Genomic DNA, 19,821 nt, shown 5'->3' on the forward strand with positions numbered 1-19,821 from the left:
TCCTTTTTAGTCTTATCAAACAATAGCACGATGCCGTTAACTATTTATTTGATTTATTGTCATTGTTATAAGTCTAGCAGATGCTCTAGTCGGTGGCGTATTTAAAGCCTGAATTGCTCGCCTAGATACACATCGCGTACAGTTTGGTCGGCTAACACATGTTCAGGTGTACCTGATGCAATTAGCTCCCCATGAGAAACAATGTAGGCTTTTTCACAAACATCAAGGGTTTCTCTCACATTGTGGTCAGTAATTAATACACCAATACCACGATTTTTTAAGTGCTCAATAATTTTCTTTATATCTAACACTGAAATAGGATCAACACCAGCAAAAGGCTCATCGAGCAAAATAAATTTAGGGTCAGCGGCCAGTGCGCGTGCTATTTCAACACGACGGCGTTCACCCCCTGACAATGCCATACCTTGGCTGTCACGAATGTGTTGAATGCTAAATTCATCAAGTAAGCTGTTAAGTGTTTCTTCGCGGCCTTGTTTATTGAGATCTTTACGGGTCTCTAAAATGGCCATTAAGTTTTGATAAACAGTCAGTTTTCTAAAAATCGATGATTCTTGTGGCAAATAGCCAATACCTAAGCGAGCGCGGCTGTGCATTGGCAATAAGGTGATGTCGTTATCATCAATGCTTATTTTACCTTTGTCACTGGGCACTAATCCCACAATCATGTAAAAGGTGGTTGTTTTACCTGCGCCATTTGGCCCAAGTAAACCGACAATGCTGCCAGCTTCTACCTCAAGGCCTACATTTTTTACAACTTGGCGACCCTTATAGCTTTTAGCTAATAGCTCTGCTTTTAGTGTGCTCATGGCTGGCCTTCATCGTTCTTTTTGTTATCAACAGGCACTAAAATAGTGTGTACACGATCGGTCGAGTTTTCATCTTTCTCGGCACTTATCAGTTGCTGTTCCATATCGTATGTAATGCTCTTGGCACTGACTTTTTGGCCTGCTTGAGTCACTTGTGCATTGCCAACGAGTGTTAATAAGCGTTTAGCAACATCGTAACGAACTTCTTCAGCACTGGCGCTCATAATAGTGCCGTCAGCTTGTTTTTCTTCAAAGTAAGCGGGCTTTCCTGTGGCAATAATTAATTCAACCGTGCCTTCAACTTCACCTGCATGTGCTTCGAGTCGATCCGCTGTAATACGACGGTTACCATGTATGATCTCGACATTATCTTCGAAGATACCAATGCCATTTTTTAGCTGACCTTCTTGGCGATCAGAGCTAATGCTGATTGGTGTGCCAGCCTGCTCAGCAGCTGCGCCAGAAAACGCAATCAATAAGCTTGGGATCAGGAGTAATTTCTTAAGTTTATTGGTCATAGTATATGGTTCGTGTATGGTTAGTTAACTCAACAATTTCGGCTTTTAAATCGGCTTTTAAACCTTTACCGGTAATTTTTAAATTCGGTCCTGTCAGCGTGACAGGTTGCTTAGAAAACATGGTCATTTTGTCAATGTCGATGTTAATGTTCTCAGCTTTAATATCTTCGATCATGCCATTATGGGTAAGGTTTTTAGCAACTACATCCCCTTCGAATACAAGCTGATCGTTTTCATATAACGTGGCTTCTTTGGCTTTTACTTGCCAAACTTGCTGATCACCGTAAATGGTGAAAATGGGTTGCTCAAAAAAGGTGAACCCGAGCTGTTGATACAGCTCCATTTTAGCAGCGGCCACTTTATGACTGATTTTACCTTGATCATCATAGGCTGTTTGCTTTAATGCGATTGCGGTATAATCAGGTGTAGCGATAATCTCGTCTTCACTGAGCACTGTGTTTGTCGGTTGATTAAAGTACGGATACCATAACCAAACCATGCTACAAACAAAAACAACACTTAGTAAAATACGGGCTATATTCATGCGCTCGTTCCATCGCTAGTTAGCGGTTTGCCATTTTCTAGCATTAATAAATCAGTTAGTTCACGCACAGCTCCAAAGCCACCAGGTAACAGGGTGGTGTAATGAGCCAGTTTTTTGATTAATGGATGAGCATCATTAACAGCAACGGCAAATCCGACTTTTTCCATAACCGGTAAGTCTGGACCATCGTCACCAATATAGGCAATTTGCTCATCTGTTAAGCTAAGTTTATCTTTTAACTCTTGATAAGCAATGAGCTTATTCTCTTGGCCCTGATAAATATGTTGTACCGTAAGGCTAGTCATTCGCTGCTGAACTATTTGTGAATGGCGTCCCGTGATAACGGCCACCTGAAAACCACTATTGATAAGGGCTTTAATGCCGAATCCATCTTTTGTATTGAAAGCTTTAAGCTCTTCGCCTTGATTGCCTAAATAAATACGGCCATCTGAAAAAACACCATCAATATCACAAATAAGCAGTTTTATTTTTTGAGCACGTTGACTCACGTCTGTGCTTACTGGTTGGTAAAGCTCAGCAAATGTCATGCTTAAAGTACTCCTGCTTTTAAAAGGTCTTGCATGTTAAGCGCGCCAATGGGGGTGTTGCTTTTGTCGATTACAATCAAACCATTAATACGTTTACTTTCCATAATATTAAGCGCTTCTGCGGCCAGCATATCAGCGTGTGCAGTTGTGCATGAGCGAGTCATTACTTGGCTAATTGCGGTGCTGTGAATATCAACCCGTTGCTCTAAAATACGACGTAAATCACCATCAGTAAAAAGTCCCGATAGTGTGTTGTCATCACCAACAACTGCAGTCATACCGAGGCCTTTAGCCGACATTTCAATTAATGCATCTTTGATACTTTGCGATTCATTAACAATGGGAGTGGCCTCACCGGCGTGCATAACATCACTAAGACAAAGCAATAAACGTTTTCCTAAGCTTCCGCCTGGGTGAGAAAGTGCAAAATCGTCTGCTGTAAAACCTCTTGCCTCAAGCAGTGCTACAGCCATTGCATCGCCCATGACTAGCGTTGCCGTTGTGCTGGCTGTTGGCGCAAGGCCCAGTGGGCACGCTTCTTTGCTTACTTTAATACACACATGTACGTCAGAAAGCGTGGCCATTGTTGAGTCTGGGTTACCTGTTAGCGAAATCATTTTTGCGCCAATGCGCTTAATGACAGGAATAATACTGACAACTTCGCTCGTTTCCCCTGAATTTGAAATGCACATAACCACGTCATCACGGGTAATCATACCAAGGTCACCGTGGCTTGCTTCACCTGGGTGAACAAAAAATGCAGGTGTTCCTGTGCTGGCGAGTGTGGCAGCAATTTTATTACCTACGTGGCCTGACTTGCCCATGCCAATAACGATAATTCGCCCAGTACATTGGAACATTAATTGACAGGCATTATTGAAATGCTGGTCAATGTATTGATCAATTTCTTTTAATGCTTGCGCTTCAATTTCGAGTACGCGCTTGCCTTGCGCGATAAAGCTATGTTGCGTCATTGATTATCCTATTTGGCTGAAAATATAGCCTTGATATGCAATAAATGCGACTAACAAAAAGCCACCTTCAATTCTATTGATACGACGTGCACCTTTTAAGTTCAATGACATGGCAATTAACACAATGGTGGCCGCTATCATAATAAGTGCATCGCGGTTAGCGGCTGATGGGTCGATAACCGATGGATTAATAATACCTGCCAGTGGCAGTACAGCCAGCAAATTAAAAATATTTGAGCCAACAATGTTGCCCAGTGCTAAATCGTCTTCATTTTTTAAGACACCTGCAATACAGGCAGCAAGCTCAGGTAAACTGGTACCAATAGCAATAATTGTTAAACCAATAACCAGATCAGAAAGACCAAAATATTTGGCAATATCAACCGCCGAACCCACTAGAAAGTGTGAGCTAATTGGTAGCAAAATCATGCCGACCACAAGCCATAATACTGCCGAACGCGTGCTGACATTATCGGGCACATCTTCACAGGCTTCACTAACAAAAGGGTCATCTTGATTTTTTGCTCGCAATGAAATGATCACTAATCCGGCAATAAATACGGCAAAAGCAAGTATTAAAGCAATCCCTTCGGCGAATGAAAAATAGTTGTCTGAAAATACATACCACGCGCCAATCGATACGATTAACACAAGTGGCATTTCGCGTTTTAGCGTCATTGAAGAAACAGACAGAGGACGTAATAGGGCCGTGACTCCCAGTACAAGCAGAATGTTGGTAATATTAGAGCCAATAGCGTTTCCGACAGCGGTATCTGTTTTGTTTGCAAGTGCTGCAGATGCCGACACCATCATTTCAGGTGCTGATGACCCCATAGCCACAACCGTTAAACCGATAATTAGGGTGGGGATCCCCATATTTTTTGCCAGCGCGGCTGCCCCATAAACAAAACGATCGGCACTCCAAACGAGTGCTGCAAAACCAATAATTAAAATGACAAAAGAAGTCACCATTGTGATACGCCAATATTACTTAAACAGATGACTGCAAATAGTAACAAAACCGAACCTGAAAGTATAAGTAAAAGAATGAGCTGGCAATGATTAAGGGCGGTGTTGTTACAATCTTAATTTAAGCGGGGGTTAAGCCATACGTTATTAGTCTTAGATTCATTTGATAGTAAATATTACAAAATTTTACGATTTGTTTTTTCCATCTTGACTAAAAAACCCTTAAAATGGCAGAACTAGTGAAAAAAGTTATGGAGAGCGACTTGTCGCAATCAATAGTAGAAATCAAGGATGTAACCTTTTCACGGGGCGATAGAATCATATATAAAAATATGAGTTTTAACATTCCGAAAGGCAAAATAACCGCTATCATGGGACCCAGCGGCATTGGTAAAACCACCATGTTGCGTTTAATTGGCGGTCAACTTAAGCCTGATTCTGGTGACATTTTATTTGAGGGCAACAGTATTCCAAGCATGTCGCGCAAGGAGCTGTACGCTGCCCGAACCAAAATGAGTATGCTGTTTCAAAGTGGCGCTTTATTTACCGATATGTCTGTATTTGACAATATCGCTTTTCCTTTGCGTGAACATACTCAACTTAGTGAAGATCTTATTCGCCTTGTCGTGCTCATGAAATTACAAGCGGTTGGTTTGCGTGGTGCGCAAGACTTAATGCCTTCAGAGTTATCTGGAGGAATGGCACGCCGTGCGGCGTTAGCGCGCTCTATTGCGCTTGACCCCGAACTTATCATGTATGATGAGCCATTCGCTGGCCAAGACCCAATTTCAATGGGGGTGTTGGTTAAATTAATAAAGTCATTAAACCAAGTGTTAGGTTTATCTTCATTAATTGTGACGCACGATGTGACAGAGGTACTCAGTATTGCTGATCATGTCATTATTATTGCTGATCAAGGCGTGATTGGTGAAGGCTCGCCTGAGCAAATGCTAAATCATCAATCAGAGCTTGTTCAGCAGTTCTTAAAAGGGTTGTCGGATGGTCCTGTCCCATTTCATTATCCTGCTCCTGCGTATGAAGAAGAGTTGTTAGGGGTACACCATGCTTGATCTATTACAGAGGTTAGGTCACAAAACGCTAGGGCGTTTTGCTGCGCTTGGTCGCTCTACGCAAATGCTGTTTGGCGCTTTGGTGAGTGTGCCAAACGTTAAAAAAGGCACGCCATTACTGATCCGCCAATTGTATATGGTCGGGTCACAGTCATTACTCATTATCATGGTATCTGGCTTATTTATCGGTATGGTGCTCGCGCTGCAGGGCTTCACCGTATTAGTTGGCTATGGCGCCGAAGACAGTTTAGGTCCCTTAGTGGCGCTGAGTTTGCTTCGTGAGTTAGGGCCTGTTGTCACCGCTTTGTTATTTGCAGGTCGAGCAGGCAGTGCGCTGACCGCTGAAATTGGTTTAATGAAAGCCACAGAACAATTATCAAGCTTAGAAATGATGGCGATAGACCCACTGAAACGCATTATTGCACCGCGTTTTTGGGCGGGTTTTATAAGCATGCCATTGTTGGCTCTTATTTTTTCTGCCGTCGCTATTATTGGGGCGCATTTAGTGGGGGTTGATTGGCTAGGTGTTGACTCAGGTAGTTTCTGGTCGATTATGCAATCACAAGTGTCATTTCAAGAAGACATTGTAAATGGCATGATTAAAAGTTTTGTTTTTGCCATGATTGTGACGTGGATTGCGCTTTACAAAGGCTATGACTGTATTCCTACTTCTGAGGGGATCAGCAAAGCGACAACAGAAACCGTTGTGCACTCGTCACTGGCAGTTTTAGGTTTTGACTTTATTTTAACAGCGGTAATGTTTACCAGCTAATTAGGGTATAAAGATGAATTCACGGAAATTAGAAATTTTAGTTGGCTTTTTTGTAGCCCTTGGTATTGCTGCGTTTGCTTTATTAGCATTTAAAGTGGCTAACGCTGGCATTAGTGGTAACGGTGAAACTTACCAACTGAATGCAAAGTTTGAAAATATTGGCTCTTTAAAAGCCCGTGCCCCAATTAAAGTCGGGGGCGTGGTGATTGGACGTGTTGAGTCTATTTCAATTCACCCAAAAGAGTTTGTGCCAGTGGTTAATATGGCCATTGACGCCAATTATTTATGTAAGTTTTCAGACACAACGTCTATCTCTATCTTAACATCAGGGATTTTGGGTGAGCAGTATTTGGGGATTAATCCTGTTATTGCACCGCAATCTGCTGAACAACGTTGTATGGGTGAAGATGTGACTGTGGATGAGCAAGATGCAGGATTGGATGATTTGTTCGGTGTTGAAAGTAGAGCGCTCGCCGATGGTGACTTTATTACCGATACAAAATCAGCGTTAGTATTAGAAGAGTTGATTGGTCAGTTCTTATTCAACCAGGGTGGTGAATAATTATGTTTAAGAAATTTTTAATCTGTTTGGCTGTGGTATTTGCGTTTAATACACAGGCCGCTGAACCCGAGGTTGATTTAAAAGACCCTTATAAAATGGTGCGTAAAGTGTCTGATAACACTTTTGCAAGAATCACCAACGATCAACCACTAATAGAGAAAGACAAAGAGTATCTTCGTACCATTGTTGAAGAAGAGTTAATGCCCTACATTGATTACAAATACGCGGCATTGCGTGTATTAGGTAATCATGTCTCAAAAGTGCGTGCGATTGAAGATAAAGAAGAAAAAGCCAAAGCGATTAAAGAGCTTCAGCGCTTTATCGATGTATTTCAAAAATATTTGATTGCCACATACGCCGGTGTGTTTACTCAGTACACCAATCAAAGTGTCGAGTTTGCACCTGCGCAGCCGTTTAAAGGCCAAGATGTTGTCGTTGTAAAAACGAAGATTGTTGAACCAGGTAAACCTGATATTAAAATCGATTTTAAAGTACGCGAAGACAGAGATGGAAATTGGCGTGCATACGATATGATTGCTGAGGGCATCAGTTTACTAGATGCTAAGCAAAGCGAAATGCAAGGTATCCTTCGCCAGCAAGGTATTGAGTATGTGAGTGACTTACTTGAGCAAAAGAGCCAGCTTCCTGTTCAGTTTAGAGGCGAAGGTGGTGATGAGTAAAATATCGATTACTCAGCTTGAAGATAACCAGTTTCGAGTCAGTGGTGAACTGACTCGAAATTCAATTGGCCATGAACGCCTTCTTAACGCTAAGCCAGAATCTAAGCATAAAACATGGTATTTTGACCTTTCTGATGTATCGAGGGTTGACACAGCGGGCTTAGCTTGGTTAATTCACTCTTTCGCAGAATTAAAGCAGCAAGGTATTCGCCTTGAACTGCAAAATACACCTGAGCAATTGCAAAAGTTAATGCAGTTGGGACAGGTCACAAACTTATTTGAGTGAGATTTATGGAAACAAGCCAAGTCGAAACGTTATTACGCGACGAACTAAAATTAGATGAAGTCATTGTTAAAGCAAATGGTAGCCACTATGAAGTGATTGCAGTGGGTGAGTGTTTTGACGGTTTAACTCGCGTTAAAAAACAGCAATTGGTGTATGCCCCGTTAATGTCAACTATCTCAGACGGTACAATTCATGCGGTGTCAATTAAAGCATTCACACCCACTGAATGGAAACGCGAACAAAAATTCATTTTACCTCAATAGTCGTAGGCTCCACTTATGGATCAATTCGTTATTCAAGGTGGTACCTCACTGGCAGGTGAAGTTACTATCTCTGGCGCTAAAAATGCCGCTCTTCCAATTCTTTTTGCTGCGCTTTTAGGGCAGGGTAAAAGTACTTTTAGCAATGTGCCTCGTTTACGCGATATTGGTACCACAGAGGCTTTATTAAAGACCTTAGGTGCTAATGTTGAATGGCAACAAGATACGCTGGTTATCGACGGTGCAACCGTTAATAAAACACTCGCTCCGTATGAGTTAGTAAAGCAAATGCGTGCATCAGTGCTTGCACTTGGCCCGCTTGTGGCACGTTTTGGTGAAGCACAAGTATCGCTGCCTGGCGGCTGTGCGATAGGTGCACGTCCTGTTGATATCCATATCCAAGGCCTTGAGCGTATGGGGGCGGTTATCAAAGTAGAAAACGGCTACATTAACGCCAAAGTAGACGGTCGTTTGAAAGGTGCTGAAATTTTCATGGAAATGGTAAGTGTAGGGGCCACAGAAAATTTATTGATGGCAGCGACACTGGCTGATGGCAAAACGGTGCTTGAGAATGCAGCACGTGAGCCTGAAATCACGGACCTTGCTAACTGTTTAATTGCCATGGGGGCAAAGATAACTGGAGCCGGTACGAGCCGAATTGAAGTTGAAGGTGTCGAATCACTGTCAGGCTGCGAGTACAGTATTTTACCTGACCGTATCGAAACGGGCACTTTTTTGGTTGCTGCTGCGATGGCCGGTGGTGAAGTGCTTTGTAAAAACACCGATCACCATAGCCTTGACCCTGTTATTGAGAAACTGCGTGCGACAAATGCATTCGTAGAAGTAACCGATAACAGTATTTACTTAGATATGCGTGGCCGTGAATTAAAAGCGGTGAATATTAAGACCATGCCACATCCTGGCTTCCCAACAGACATGCAAGCACAATTTACCGCGCTTAATGTCGTGGCGAAGGGCAGTGCAACAATTACCGAAACGATATTTGAAAATCGTTTTATGCATGTCCCTGAGTTACAGCGTATGGGAGCCAATATCCGCTTAGAGGGCAACACGGCGATTTGTGGTGATACCGAAAGGTTATCGGGTGCACAAGTGATGGCAACGGATTTACGTGCGTCAGCCAGTCTTATACTGACGGGGATTGTGGCACAAGGTGAAACAATCGTTGATAGAATCTATCACGTTGACCGTGGTTATCAACGCATAGAAGATAAGCTCAGTGCATTGGGTGCTAATATTAAGCGTCGTTCGAGTTAAAAGCAGCACTGCTTGTTTAAAAAAGGCCTATATTATTTAGGCCTTTTTTATTGCTATAACTTGGTTTCGAGTTCTGCGACGGTGACCATTATTTTTAGAATCTTGCCATCACGGTACAGCTCAAATTCAATTTCTTTACCCGGCTCTGTATTGCCTATTTTCTCAAGCACTTGCTGTGGGTTTGCAACCGATAATCCGGCAATTTTAATGACAATATCTTGCTCTTTTATACCCGCTTGCCATGCAGGACCAAGGGGATCTAGGTTATTTATACGCATACCCGTTACTGGAGTGTAGCTGTCGCTTACATCTTTTCCGGTGCTGTCCACAGCGGTTCCAGTAAAGCCTAGGTAACCACGGACGACACGGCCATGTTTAATTAGCTTTTCCATAATATCTTTTGCAAGAGAGTAGGGCACAGCAAAGAAGATACCTTGAATATCTAAGTTTTCACGGGTTTTAAATTGCGCAGATGTGATACCCACAAGGTCGCCTCGTGAGTTAACTAATGCTCCCCCTGAGTTCCCCACATTTATGGCCGCATCCATTTGTAATAGGTTATTGTAGGGGCTGTCGGTGATTTTTTGCTTGCCGGTGGCGCTAATAATCCCTTGGGTAATTGTTTGACCTAAATTGAGTGGGTTACCAATTGCGAGCACAACATCGCCTACTCGGGGCTTGAAGTTATCGTTGACGGGGATCACAGGTAAATGATCAGAATTTATTTTTAGGAGGGCTAAATCAGTTATGGTATCAAAACCAATTAGTTGAACGTCGTAAAAGCGACGGCCATCGGTTAAGATCACAATAATTTGGTCCGCATTATTGATCACATGGTAATTGGTTAATATGTAGCCATCTTGCGACATGATCACGCCAGATCCTAACTCTTGAATCGTATTTTGACGTTTGTATCGCGGTTGGTTTGAAATGCTCTCAGAAAAGATGGTCACCACCGAAGGAGCGGCTCTTTGCACAGCGCTAGAAAAGCTCATATGCTCAGACGAAATCGCGGCTGGTAAGTTTACATTAGGAAAAAGTGCGCTGCGTAAACTGGGGCTAAATAACACCACCAAAAAAGCAATCCCTAATCCGGTAAAAAGTGGTGGAAGAATAAATTTAAATAGTTTTAGCACAATATTCTTATTATCAGTGAGCAATCCCCTAATGATGGCACAAAAAAAATAACAGCGGCAAGCACCGCTGTTATTTTTTCATGATTTATCAATTAAGTTTACTGGATCAGAACAAAAACAAGCTCTCTGCCGCGTTTCACACCGAGTACGATGTTACCTTGCGTGTTTTCGATAATTTTATTCATGTCACGAATATTCTCAACACGTTGGCGGTTCACTTGCATGATCACGTCACCTTCTTCTAAGCCCACACGTGCGGCAGGTGAACGTGCTTCTACTGAGGCAACTTCAACACCTTTCCCATCGCTCTTTTGCGTGTTTTCAAGCGTTGCGCCTTGGAATGCAGGGTGTGTTTCTTCACCAGCTGAAACAGAAGTCGCGGCGCCATCAAGTGTGACATTTACTATTTTCACTTTGCCATCACGATAGATACCGAGCTTCACTTTTTTGCCTTCACCTAGGGTCGCAATTTTACTGCGTAGTTCGTGGAAGCCACTGATCTCAGTACCATCAACACTAATAATAACATCTCCGGCTTTTATGCCCGCTTTACTCGCTGCGGTGTCATCCATTACCTGCATGACATAGGCACCTTGCTTAACATCAAGCTTTTGCGCTTTTGCAAGCCCTGCATCCAACGGACGGCCTGAAATACCGAGTGAGCCGCGGCGTACTTCACCGTGTTCAATAATTTGATCAACAAGGTTTTTCATCATTGTTGATGGAATGGCAAAGCCAATTCCCACGTTACCGCCAGAGGCACCTAAAATTGCGGTGTTAATACCGATTAACTCGCCGTTTAGATTAACAAGCGCGCCTCCCGAGTTACCTTGGTTAATCGCAGCATCGGTTTGGATGAAATCTTCATAGCCCTCTATATTTAGACCACTGCGGCCAAGGGCACTTACGATCCCAGAGGTTACAGTGTGGCTTAAACCAAACGGGTTACCAATCGCGACAGCAAAATCACCGACGCGAAGCTTATCTGAATCTGCAATTTTTAAAGCGGTTAAATCCTCAGCATCGATTTGTAACAAGGCAATATCAGACTCTTTGTCACTGCCAATTTTTGTTGCTTCATACTCACGGCCATCTTCAAGCGTGACCACCATTTTTTCGGCATCTTCAACAACGTGATTATTGGTCACTACATAACCTTCATCGGCATCGATAATCACACCAGAACCAAGACCACTAAATTGACGCTTTTGACTGCCCCCACGCGGCACACCAAAAAAGTCATCGAAAGGGGTTGCTCTACGGCGGACTTCTTTAGACCCTGATACTTGAATACTCACGACGCCTGGGGTGATCTGTTCAAGCATTGGTGCGAGCGTTGGCAGTTGTTGACCATTGACAGCCACCGGAAGTTTGGCCATTGAAATTGCAGGGGTTAACAATAAGCTAGTAGATAAAATAGCAGCACTAATAACAGATAATTTCATTTTCATAGTCTGGGTTTACTCCACTTCAGAGATAAAGCAAAAACTAAAAAGGGCTGCATAAGCAGCCCTTTTCTTCGTTTAGATATAAAGCTGTTATATCTAAAGACTATGGGGTCAAAAAAAAGTTCATCAAGAGGCTTTAGAATGTTCTGAAACTTTATTTGAACCAGCAAATAGACCTGTTTCACCTACTACATAGTCGGCAGGCTGCGCTTCTGCGTTTGAGCGATCGCTTTGGCGGTCTTGTAATGAATGTTGTAATTGCTCCGTGGTTTCTTTTGAAAAGAACGGCTCATTAGGGTGCTGCTTTTTATCTGTTAGGAGTAACTTATTTGTTTCTTCAACATGATTGAGCAATTGATCGTAGTTGTCTTTCATTTTTGAAACCAGTTTGCCAGTGCTTGCAAGGTGATCGGCAACATCTTGACGATATTGTTCAAGTGCATTGTTGGCTTGTTCTACTTGATGCTCTAGCTCGTCTTGTTTAAATTGCTTTTTGGTTACAAATGCACCAATAAAGAATGCTGCGATTGCAACGATGATTAAAATACCTACCCAGGTAATTGTGCCCATAAATCCACCCCTTTGGGAAAAATAACTAAAACTTATGCCTTAAAAGCATTTATAGTCCAATCTTTATTAAAATATGCTTAATTTGATTGTGAAATCATACTGCGGGCTAATATACCCTGAGATACGATGCGTGTTAATATACTGTGCAAATTTAACTGTGTTTTATTGTAACGACCTATGACTCCTTGGCAGAAATACCAACAAGATTTACAACGTGAAGACTTCGTACATGATGCAGCGCAAGAAAATGCGGTTCGTCATTTGCAAAGACTCTATGATGACTTAACTGCTGACAAGCCAGCCGCCAAGGGATGGTTTGCCAAGCTCTTTTCTAAAGATAGCACGCCAGCTATAAAAGGGCTTTATTTTTGGGGCGGTGTTGGTAGAGGTAAGACCTATTTGGTTGATACATTTTACGAAGCACTGCCTACTGAGCGTAAAATGCGTGTGCACTTTCACCGGTTTATGCACCGTGTACATGATGAGCTTAAAAAGTTAAAAAACACCAGTAATCCACTGAACGTCGTTGCTGATATCTTTAAGTCGGAGACAGATATTATTTGTTTCGATGAGTTTTTTGTACAAGATATCACGGATGCAATGTTGCTAGGCGGCCTGATGGAAGCCTTGTTCGAGCGCGGTATTGTGCTTGTGGCAACGTCGAATATTGTTCCAGATGAGCTATATAGAAATGGCTTGCAGCGTGCGCGTTTCTTACCAGCAATTGAATTAGTAAAAGCAAATACTGAAATAGTAAATGTTGATTCAGGGGTTGATTACCGTTTACGGACCTTAGAGCAGGCCGAAATTTTTCATAGTCCGCTCGATGCGCAAGCAGACGCAAACTTATTTGAATACTTTGATAAGCTTTCACCTGAGCCCGGCATTTTAGATACCGCTATTGAAATAGAAGGGCGCATGATAAAAACCCGTAAAGTGTCTGATTGTATCGTGATGTTTGATTTTAGCGAGTTGTGTGAAACAGCCCGTAGTCAGGTCGACTATATGGAGATCAGCCGTTTATACAACACCGTCATACTCTCGAATGTAAAAGCATTAGGACAAGCAAATGACGATGCCGCACGTCGTTTTATTGCATTGGTTGATGAGTTTTACGAGCGCAATGTGACGCTTATTATTTCTGCAGAAAAACCGATCACTGAACTTTACAGTGAAGGTAACTTAAACTTTGAATTTAAGCGCTGTATTAGCCGATTACAAGAAATGCAGTCGCTCGAATATTTAGCGCGAGAGCATTTAGCATAGTCATTGTTGAGTTGTTTTTTGTGAGTTTTCAGAAATTAGCCACTTGAGATGACGCTTTCTTTATAAATAAGTTGATAAAAAAGCCATCGCTCACATTAAGTGCGTAAATATTATTTCTGATTTCTGATTTCTGATTTCTGATTTCTGATTTCTGATTTCTTAGAATAAAAAACAACCATCATCTAGCAATGTGGTTTAAGTGCTGGTATACTCCCGCGTCTGCCACGTTGCGTTCTATTGCCAGATATTAGTTTAGCCTCTAATTGATGGCGCAAAGTCTTAAACTCGAAGGGGTTAAAGCATTCAACTTAGAGCGGTAATTAAAAATAATTACCTGTGGTTTTAAATTAAAAAACATTGGATTTTAATAAATGAAAACGTTTGTTGCTAAGCCAGAAACAGTAAAACGTGACTGGTACGTAGTTGACGCTGAAGGTAAAACTTTAGGTCGCATCGCTACTGAAATCGCTCGTCGCCTACGCGGTAAGCATAAAGCTGAGTACACTCCTCACGTAGATACTGGTGATTACATCATCGTTATCAACGCAGAGAAAGTTACTGTTACTGGTAATAAAGCAAAAGACAAAATGTACCACTCACATACTGGTTTCCCAGGTGGTCTTAAGTCTACTACTTTCGACAAGCTTCAAGCTGCAAAGCCTGAAATGATCATCGAAAAAGCTGTTAAAGGCATGTTGCCACGTGGTCCTTTAGGCCGCGCTATGTACCGTAAACTTAAAGTTTACGCGGGTACTGAGCACAACCATGCTGCACAACAGCCTCAGGTTCTAGACATTTAAGGAGCACTATCATGGCAAATCAATACTACGGTACAGGTCGTCGTAAAAGTTCAAGTGCTCGCGTATTCTTACGCCCAGGCACTGGTAACATCGTAATTAACAAGCGCTCTCTAGAAGAGTACTTCGGTCGTGAAACTGCTCGCATGGTTGTTCGTCAAGCATTAGAGCACGTTGAAATGACTGAAAAGTTTGACTTACACATCACTGTTTCAGGTGGTGGTACTACTGGTCAAGCTGGTGCTATCCGTCACGGTATCACTCGTGCACTTATGGAGTTTGACGAGTCATTACGTCCTACACTTCGTAAAGCAGGCTTCGTTACTCGTGATGCGCGTAAAGTTGAACGTAAGAAAGTGGGTCTTAAGAAAGCTCGTAAGCGTCCACAATTCTCAAAACGTTAATATTTACGTTTATCAGAATTTCAAAAACCCAGCTTCGGCTGGGTTTTTTGTTTTTAGCTATTTCTTCTAGAAATTAGACGTTAGAAATTAGAAGTTAGAAATTAGAAGTTAGAAGTTAGAAGTTAGAAGTTAGAAGTTAGAAGTTAGAAGTTAGAAGTTAGAAATTAGACGTTAGAAATTAGACGTTAGATCACACACATAAAAAGCGTGTTTGAGGTTAAAGTAATTTATTTTGTTCTAACCACTAACCACTAACCACTAACCACTAACCACTAACCACTAACCACTAAATTTACGATTACTGATGTGAATAGGGATCAAACAGAGAAAGTTGTAACCTGCGTATGGTCCGTTTTTTTCGTTCGATATTTAACCGGTCTTGGCAATTCCTTCGTATTACATTAAAAAAACTTCACGATTTCGCAAAATAAGCTCAAATCCATCAGTTAATTGATGAATTTTTTTGCTACAATTGGGGGGCAAGTAATGTGAGTGAGTTCAACAACAGCTAATGCAGATTTCTGTTTCCTCTTAGTGAGGTTGATCTTGGTCAGTATATTGTTTTTTATATGCGTTATCATAACCAACGGCTTCATACTCGAGCTTACCCAAATTAATAATTCATTAAATGGGGTTTATTCGAGCATGGGACTGTGAATAACCTTGTTTTAATCAAGGGTTTTAATTATGATCGCGTCTATTTTAAAATTTCTAAAAATTAACCTGCTGTAACTGATGTTCTCAATATGGCAAGTGTTGGGAATCATAGTGGAGATAAGTGGATGAGCAATGCGCCTGTAGACAATGGCCGACGTCGCTTTTTAACCATAGCTACCTCTGTTGTTGGTGGTGTTGGTGCGGCTGGGGCTGCTGTTCCTTTTATTGCGTCTTGGAATCCAAGTGAGCGAGCTAAATCTGCGGGTGCGCCTGTAGAAGTAGATATCAGCAAGCTTGAGCCAGGACAATTAATTCGTGTTGAGTGGCGAGGAAAACCTGTTTGGGTTATCAATCGTACACCAAAAATGCTTGAGCAGATGAAAGCTCACGAGGGGCAACTTCGTGATCCAGCGTCTGAAGAGCCTCAACAACCTGAATCATCAACGAACGAATACCGTTCGCAACGTCCAGAAATTTTCGTTGCTGTTGGTATTTGTACGCACTTAGGTTGTTCACCAAGCTTCTTACAAGGTGGCTTTGGTGAGAAAGTTGAAGGCACAGATGATGGTTTCTTCTGTCCGTGTCACGGTTCTAAATTTGATATGGCGGGTCGTGTATTCCAATCTGTACCTGCACCATTGAATCTAGAGATTCCTCCGTATACCTTCCTTGATGACACGACTATTTTAGTCGGTGAAGAAAAAGGAGCGGCGTAATGTTTGGTAAAATTATTGGTTGGATCGACGATCGTATTCCAATGACTCGTGTTTGGAACATGCACATTGCACAGTATCCAGCACCTAAAAACTTTAACTTCTGGTACTTCTTTGGCTCATTAGCTATGTTAGTGCTTGTTAACCAGATCGTAACAGGCATTTGGTTAACAATGAACTTTGTACCATCAGCTGAAGGTGCATTCGCATCAGTAGAATACATCATGCGTGATGTTGAATACGGTTGGTTACTTCGTTACCTACACTCGACAGGTGCATCAGCGTTCTTTATCGTTGTTTATCTGCACATGTTCCGTGGCATGATCTACGGTTCTTACCAAAAACCACGTGAGTTACTGTGGTTGTTCGGTATGTTCATCTTCTTAGCGCTAATGGCTGAAGCTTTCATGGGTTACTTACTACCTTGGGGACAAATGTCGTTCTGGGGTGCGCAGGTAATCATTTCACTGTTCGGTGCGATTCCGGTTATTGGTGATGATTTAACGCTTTGGATCCGTGGTGACTACGTAATTTCGGGTGCGACGCTTAACCGCTTCTTTGCACTACACGTAATCGCGCTTCCTTTAGTTATCGTTATCTTAGTGTTCTTACACATTGTTGCGTTACACGAAGTGGGTTCAAACAACCCAGACGGTGTTGAAATTAAGCGTAAGAAAGGCTCTGTGGCTGAAGAAGATAAGCCTAAATTTAAATTCCACGAGTATTACACCAACAAGAAAGACATTGTTGATGCAATTCCGTTCCACCCTTACTACACAGTTAAAGATATTGTGGGTGTGGTTGGTTTCTTAATCTTATTCTGTTGGGTTGTATTCTTTATGCCTGCGATGAATGGTTTCTTCTTAGAAGCGCCAAACTTCGAAGCAGCGAACCCACTGAAAACACCTGAGCACATTTTCCCTGTTTGGTACTTCACGCCATTCTATGCGATTCTGCGCGCTATCCCAGATAAACTAATTGGTGTTATCGCGATGGGTGCATCTATCGTAGTGCTTGCGTTACTACCTTGGATTGACCGTGGTTCGGTTCGTTCTATTCGTTATCGTTGTGGCTTACACAAGTTAAACATTGCTCAATTCGTGGTAACATTTGTTATCTTAGGTTGGGTTGGTGCAACACCACAAACTGATTTCAAAACGCTGTTATCGCAAATCACGACTGTGACATACTTTATGTTCTTCGTATTGTTATTTGTTTACAGCAAGAACGAGAAAACTAAGCCATTACCAACGAGGTTGACGAAATGATGAAAAAGCTAATTATCGGTTTATTCGCATTGTTGCCAACGTTGACGATGGCAGCAGGTCCTTCGGTTCCTTTAATGGACGCGAACATTGACCTAAAAGACAATGCGTCTTTGCAACGTGGTGCTAAATTGTTCATGAACTACTGTCTTGGTTGTCACCAAATGCAGTATCAACGTTATGAGCGTACGTTCCGCGATATCGGTATTCCTACTGAAATTGGTCAAGAGCAACTTATTTTTGACGGTTCAAAAGTAGGTAGTCACATCAAGAATGCAATTGCGAAAGATGACGCAGCTAAATGGTTTGGCGCAGCGCCACCGGACTTAACGCTTGTAGCGCGAGTTCGTGGTACTGACTGGATCTATACGTATCTGAAGTCATTTTATAAAGATGAATCTCGCCCGTTTGGTGTAAACAACATTGTTTTCCCATCGGTAGGTATGCCGCACGTTCTTCAAGAACTACAAGGTTTACCGACACCTATCACTGAAGAAGTCGAGGAACATGGTCACACAGTGACTAAGGTTGTTGGCACTGAAACAGATGGTACAGGTGAAATGAGTGACGACGAGTACGATCGTGCTGCTCGTGACTTAACTAACTTCTTAGCTTACGTAGGCGAACCGTCACGTTTAGAGTCAGAAGCGTTAGGTCTTAAGGTAATTGGTTTCTTAGTGATTCTATTTATCTTGGCATTCATGCTGAAGAAAGAATACTGGAGAGATGTTCACTAATTCTGGACGTTTTGAAAGGTAATTTTGTGATAGGGGCTTAAGCCCCTATTGCTGTTTTTGTAATATAATGGAGGTAGGCATGGCCGTAGCTGCCAATAAGCGCCCTGTAATGACCCTGTTTTCTGGTGCTAACTGTATGTATAGCCATCAAGTACGCATTGTACTTGCTGAAAAAGGTGTAAGTGTTGACATTCACCTGGCTGAAAAGGATAACCTGCCAGAAGCACTTCATGAAATTAACCCTTACGGTACAGTACCCACACTGATCGATCGTGAGCTTGGTTTATATCAGGCAAACATCATCATGGAATACCTTGATGAACGTTTTCCTCATCCTCCACTAATGCCTGTTTATCCGGTTATGCGTGGCCGTAGTCGCTTAATGATGCACCGTATTGATACTGATTGGTACAGCTTAGCGAATAAAATCACAAGCGGTAGCAGTGAAGCAGCACAAGCACGTAAAGAGCTAACTGAAGCATTACTTGCAATTGCACCAATCTTCTCTGAAGCGCCTTATTTCATGAGCGAAGAATTCAGCTTAGTTGATTGTTATTTAGCACCGCTATTATGGCGTTTACCTGAACTGGGCATTGAGCTTTCAGGTTCGGGAGCTAAAGAACTTAAAGAATACATGCTGCGTTTATTTGAGCGTGAATCTTTCCAAGCTTCATTGACTGAAGCAGAGCGTGAGATCCGTTTATAATGACGCCAAATCGTCCTTATTTACTACGCGCTTTCTTTGATTGGATTGTTGATAATCAGTGTACACCGCACCTTGTTGTGAACGCTGATTTTCCTGCTGTACAAGTACCAACGCAATTTGTTCAAGACGGTCAAATTGTCTTAAACATTAGCCCATCGGCAGTTACAAACTTTGCTATGGATAACCAACAGCTAAGCTTTAATGCGCGCTTTGGTGGTCAACCAATGCAGGTGTATGTGCCTATGGGAGCTGTGCTCGCAATTTATGCACGTGAGAATGGTGAAGGGACTGTATTTACTGCAGAAGAATTCATCGAGGACGAAGAAGAGTTTGCTCCGGTATTAGAAAGTGTTGAAACGCCTGACGATATTTCGCCAGATGATGAGCCACCTGCTAAGCCTGAGAAAAAGAAGGGTGCTCACTTACGAGTGATCAAGTAGCCTTTTCAAATGCTCAAAAAAAACCCGCTTAAATGCGTAATGCCAGTCAGTTAAGAGCTGACTGGCATTTTCTTTTGTAAGGATACTTATTTGGTTTCCTTCTTATCACCCTTGGATAATGCCTGTCTGGTAGCCTATCGGGTAAGATAAACAACCTAAGTGTTGTCAGTAACTCATCATAATGAACAGGTAACTTACTTGCACTATGTATTGGCGTAAACATGAAGAAAGCGATTACCTGCCGCATAGATTGGCTAAAGCTTAATTGAGTAGGCAAGATATCTTCTTCTTTAGTTGCATCAAGCATGATTATGCGTATTAAGTTGTAAGCGAGTAGTAACCCCCATAACTCTTGGCGTACCATGTCTGGCTTCTTACTACGTAATGTATGTTT

General features: G+C 42.2%; 24 protein-coding genes and 1 pseudogene. 15 read left to right on the forward strand and 10 right to left on the reverse strand.

Features of this window, described 5'->3' with window-relative positions:
• Nucleotides 1-101 precede the first annotated feature (101 nt).
• The 6 genes from lptB to BM378_RS17455 are packed head-to-tail and all read right to left on the reverse strand — an operon-like array spanning nt 102 to nt 4,383.
• Entirely contained in the window at nt 102-827 is a 726-nt protein-coding gene (gene lptB, locus BM378_RS17430; protein WP_036971319.1) for an LPS export ABC transporter ATP-binding protein, read from the reverse strand.
• Nucleotides 824-1,345 carry a lipopolysaccharide transport periplasmic protein LptA gene (gene lptA / locus BM378_RS17435; RefSeq protein WP_036971315.1) on the reverse strand — a complete coding sequence of 174 codons (522 nt, stop codon included), beginning with the start codon at nt 1,343-1,345 and terminating at the stop codon, nt 824-826. The genes lptB and lptA overlap by 4 nt, the downstream gene beginning before the upstream one ends.
• The gene (lptC, locus tag BM378_RS17440; RefSeq protein ID WP_065978180.1) at nt 1,335-1,889 is read right to left on the reverse strand and encodes an LPS export ABC transporter periplasmic protein LptC; all 555 of its coding nucleotides are present in this window, start codon (nt 1,887-1,889) and stop codon (nt 1,335-1,337) included. Before lptC ends, lptA begins: the two co-directional genes overlap by 11 nt.
• Nucleotides 1,886-2,437, reverse strand: a complete 552-nt coding sequence (gene kdsC, locus BM378_RS17445) for a 3-deoxy-manno-octulosonate-8-phosphatase KdsC (protein WP_036971309.1) — start codon at nt 2,435-2,437, stop codon at nt 1,886-1,888. The genes lptC and kdsC overlap by 4 nt, the downstream gene beginning before the upstream one ends.
• Before the next feature lie 2 nt (nt 2,438-2,439).
• Nucleotides 2,440-3,411: a KpsF/GutQ family sugar-phosphate isomerase gene (locus BM378_RS17450; RefSeq protein WP_074989674.1), complete on the reverse strand. Its 972-nt coding sequence runs from the start codon at nt 3,409-3,411 to the stop codon at nt 2,440-2,442.
• Between the two features lie 3 nt (nt 3,412-3,414).
• A complete protein-coding gene (locus BM378_RS17455; protein ID WP_036971303.1) occupies nt 3,415-4,383 on the reverse strand; it encodes a calcium/sodium antiporter in 969 nt (322 codons plus the stop codon).
• A gap of 248 nt (nt 4,384-4,631) precedes the next feature.
• Here BM378_RS17455 and BM378_RS17460 point away from each other — a divergent pair, with 248 nt between their 5' ends.
• The 7 genes from BM378_RS17460 to murA are packed head-to-tail and all read left to right on the forward strand — an operon-like array spanning nt 4,632 to nt 9,288.
• Nucleotides 4,632-5,450, forward strand: coding sequence for an ATP-binding cassette domain-containing protein (locus tag BM378_RS17460; protein WP_074989679.1), 819 nt, complete (start codon nt 4,632-4,634; stop codon nt 5,448-5,450).
• Nucleotides 5,443-6,222 (forward strand): lipid asymmetry maintenance ABC transporter permease subunit MlaE, encoded by a 780-nt coding sequence (gene mlaE / locus BM378_RS17465; RefSeq protein ID WP_065978179.1) that lies wholly within the window; start codon nt 5,443-5,445, stop codon nt 6,220-6,222. Before BM378_RS17460 ends, mlaE begins: the two co-directional genes overlap by 8 nt.
• A gap of 13 nt (nt 6,223-6,235) precedes the next feature.
• Nucleotides 6,236-6,784 (forward strand): outer membrane lipid asymmetry maintenance protein MlaD, encoded by a 549-nt coding sequence (gene mlaD / locus BM378_RS17470; RefSeq protein ID WP_036971296.1) that lies wholly within the window; start codon nt 6,236-6,238, stop codon nt 6,782-6,784.
• 2 nt (nt 6,785-6,786) lie between these two features.
• Entirely contained in the window at nt 6,787-7,464 is a 678-nt protein-coding gene (locus BM378_RS17475; RefSeq protein WP_074989675.1) for an MlaC/ttg2D family ABC transporter substrate-binding protein, read from the forward strand.
• Nucleotides 7,457-7,750 (forward strand): STAS domain-containing protein, encoded by a 294-nt coding sequence (locus tag BM378_RS17480; RefSeq protein WP_036971292.1) that lies wholly within the window; start codon nt 7,457-7,459, stop codon nt 7,748-7,750. Before BM378_RS17475 ends, BM378_RS17480 begins: the two co-directional genes overlap by 8 nt.
• A gap of 5 nt (nt 7,751-7,755) precedes the next feature.
• The gene (locus tag BM378_RS17485) at nt 7,756-8,013 is read left to right on the forward strand and encodes a BolA family protein (protein ID WP_065978178.1); all 258 of its coding nucleotides are present in this window, start codon (nt 7,756-7,758) and stop codon (nt 8,011-8,013) included.
• A 15-nt stretch (nt 8,014-8,028) separates the two neighbouring features.
• A complete protein-coding gene (murA, locus tag BM378_RS17490) occupies nt 8,029-9,288 on the forward strand; it encodes a UDP-N-acetylglucosamine 1-carboxyvinyltransferase (protein ID WP_036971287.1) in 1,260 nt (419 codons plus the stop codon).
• 53 nt (nt 9,289-9,341) lie between these two features.
• On the opposite strand, the gene BM378_RS17495 is transcribed toward murA, so the two are convergent.
• The 3 genes from BM378_RS17495 to BM378_RS17505 form a co-directional block, all read right to left on the reverse strand.
• Complete coding sequence (locus BM378_RS17495; protein ID WP_074989676.1) at nt 9,342-10,424, reverse strand: trypsin-like peptidase domain-containing protein; 1,083 nt, start codon at nt 10,422-10,424, stop codon at nt 9,342-9,344.
• Between the two features lie 98 nt (nt 10,425-10,522).
• The gene (locus BM378_RS17500; protein WP_074989677.1) at nt 10,523-11,875 is read right to left on the reverse strand and encodes a Do family serine endopeptidase; all 1,353 of its coding nucleotides are present in this window, start codon (nt 11,873-11,875) and stop codon (nt 10,523-10,525) included.
• A gap of 123 nt (nt 11,876-11,998) precedes the next feature.
• Entirely contained in the window at nt 11,999-12,442 is a 444-nt protein-coding gene (locus BM378_RS17505; protein ID WP_036971279.1) for a Z-ring associated ZapG family protein, read from the reverse strand.
• Nucleotides 12,443-12,619: 177 nt separating this feature from the next.
• Here BM378_RS17505 and zapE point away from each other — a divergent pair, with 177 nt between their 5' ends.
• The 8 genes from zapE (at nt 12,620) to BM378_RS17545 (ending at nt 19,427) form a co-directional block, all read left to right on the forward strand.
• Nucleotides 12,620-13,708 (forward strand): cell division protein ZapE, encoded by a 1,089-nt coding sequence (zapE, locus tag BM378_RS17510; protein WP_036971276.1) that lies wholly within the window; start codon nt 12,620-12,622, stop codon nt 13,706-13,708.
• A gap of 371 nt (nt 13,709-14,079) precedes the next feature.
• On the forward strand, nt 14,080-14,508 hold the full coding sequence (gene rplM / locus BM378_RS17515) for a 50S ribosomal protein L13 (RefSeq protein ID WP_036971273.1): 429 nt from the start codon (nt 14,080-14,082) through the stop codon (nt 14,506-14,508).
• 8 nt (nt 14,509-14,516) lie between these two features.
• On the forward strand, nt 14,517-14,909 hold the full coding sequence (gene rpsI / locus BM378_RS17520; RefSeq protein ID WP_095209788.1) for a 30S ribosomal protein S9: 393 nt from the start codon (nt 14,517-14,519) through the stop codon (nt 14,907-14,909).
• Nucleotides 14,910-15,691: 782 nt separating this feature from the next.
• The gene (gene petA, locus BM378_RS17525; protein ID WP_036971266.1) at nt 15,692-16,282 is read left to right on the forward strand and encodes a ubiquinol-cytochrome c reductase iron-sulfur subunit; all 591 of its coding nucleotides are present in this window, start codon (nt 15,692-15,694) and stop codon (nt 16,280-16,282) included.
• Complete coding sequence (locus tag BM378_RS17530; RefSeq protein ID WP_036971263.1) at nt 16,282-17,547, forward strand: cytochrome b; 1,266 nt, start codon at nt 16,282-16,284, stop codon at nt 17,545-17,547. The genes petA and BM378_RS17530 overlap by 1 nt, the downstream gene beginning before the upstream one ends.
• Complete coding sequence (locus BM378_RS17535; RefSeq protein WP_036971260.1) at nt 17,544-18,281, forward strand: cytochrome c1; 738 nt, start codon at nt 17,544-17,546, stop codon at nt 18,279-18,281. Before BM378_RS17530 ends, BM378_RS17535 begins: the two co-directional genes overlap by 4 nt.
• A gap of 79 nt (nt 18,282-18,360) precedes the next feature.
• Nucleotides 18,361-18,987, forward strand: a complete 627-nt coding sequence (gene sspA, locus BM378_RS17540; protein WP_036971257.1) for a stringent starvation protein SspA — start codon at nt 18,361-18,363, stop codon at nt 18,985-18,987.
• Nucleotides 18,987-19,427, forward strand: a complete 441-nt coding sequence (locus BM378_RS17545) for a ClpXP protease specificity-enhancing factor (RefSeq protein ID WP_036971255.1) — start codon at nt 18,987-18,989, stop codon at nt 19,425-19,427. Before sspA ends, BM378_RS17545 begins: the two co-directional genes overlap by 1 nt.
• 46 nt (nt 19,428-19,473) lie before the next feature.
• Here BM378_RS17545 and BM378_RS20470 read toward each other — a convergent pair.
• Nucleotides 19,474-19,821: pseudogene (locus tag BM378_RS20470) on the reverse strand (IS4 family transposase); the annotation flags it as partial.

Source organism: Pseudoalteromonas lipolytica (genome assembly GCF_900116435.1).
Classification (GTDB): domain Bacteria; phylum Pseudomonadota; class Gammaproteobacteria; order Enterobacterales; family Alteromonadaceae; genus Pseudoalteromonas; species Pseudoalteromonas lipolytica.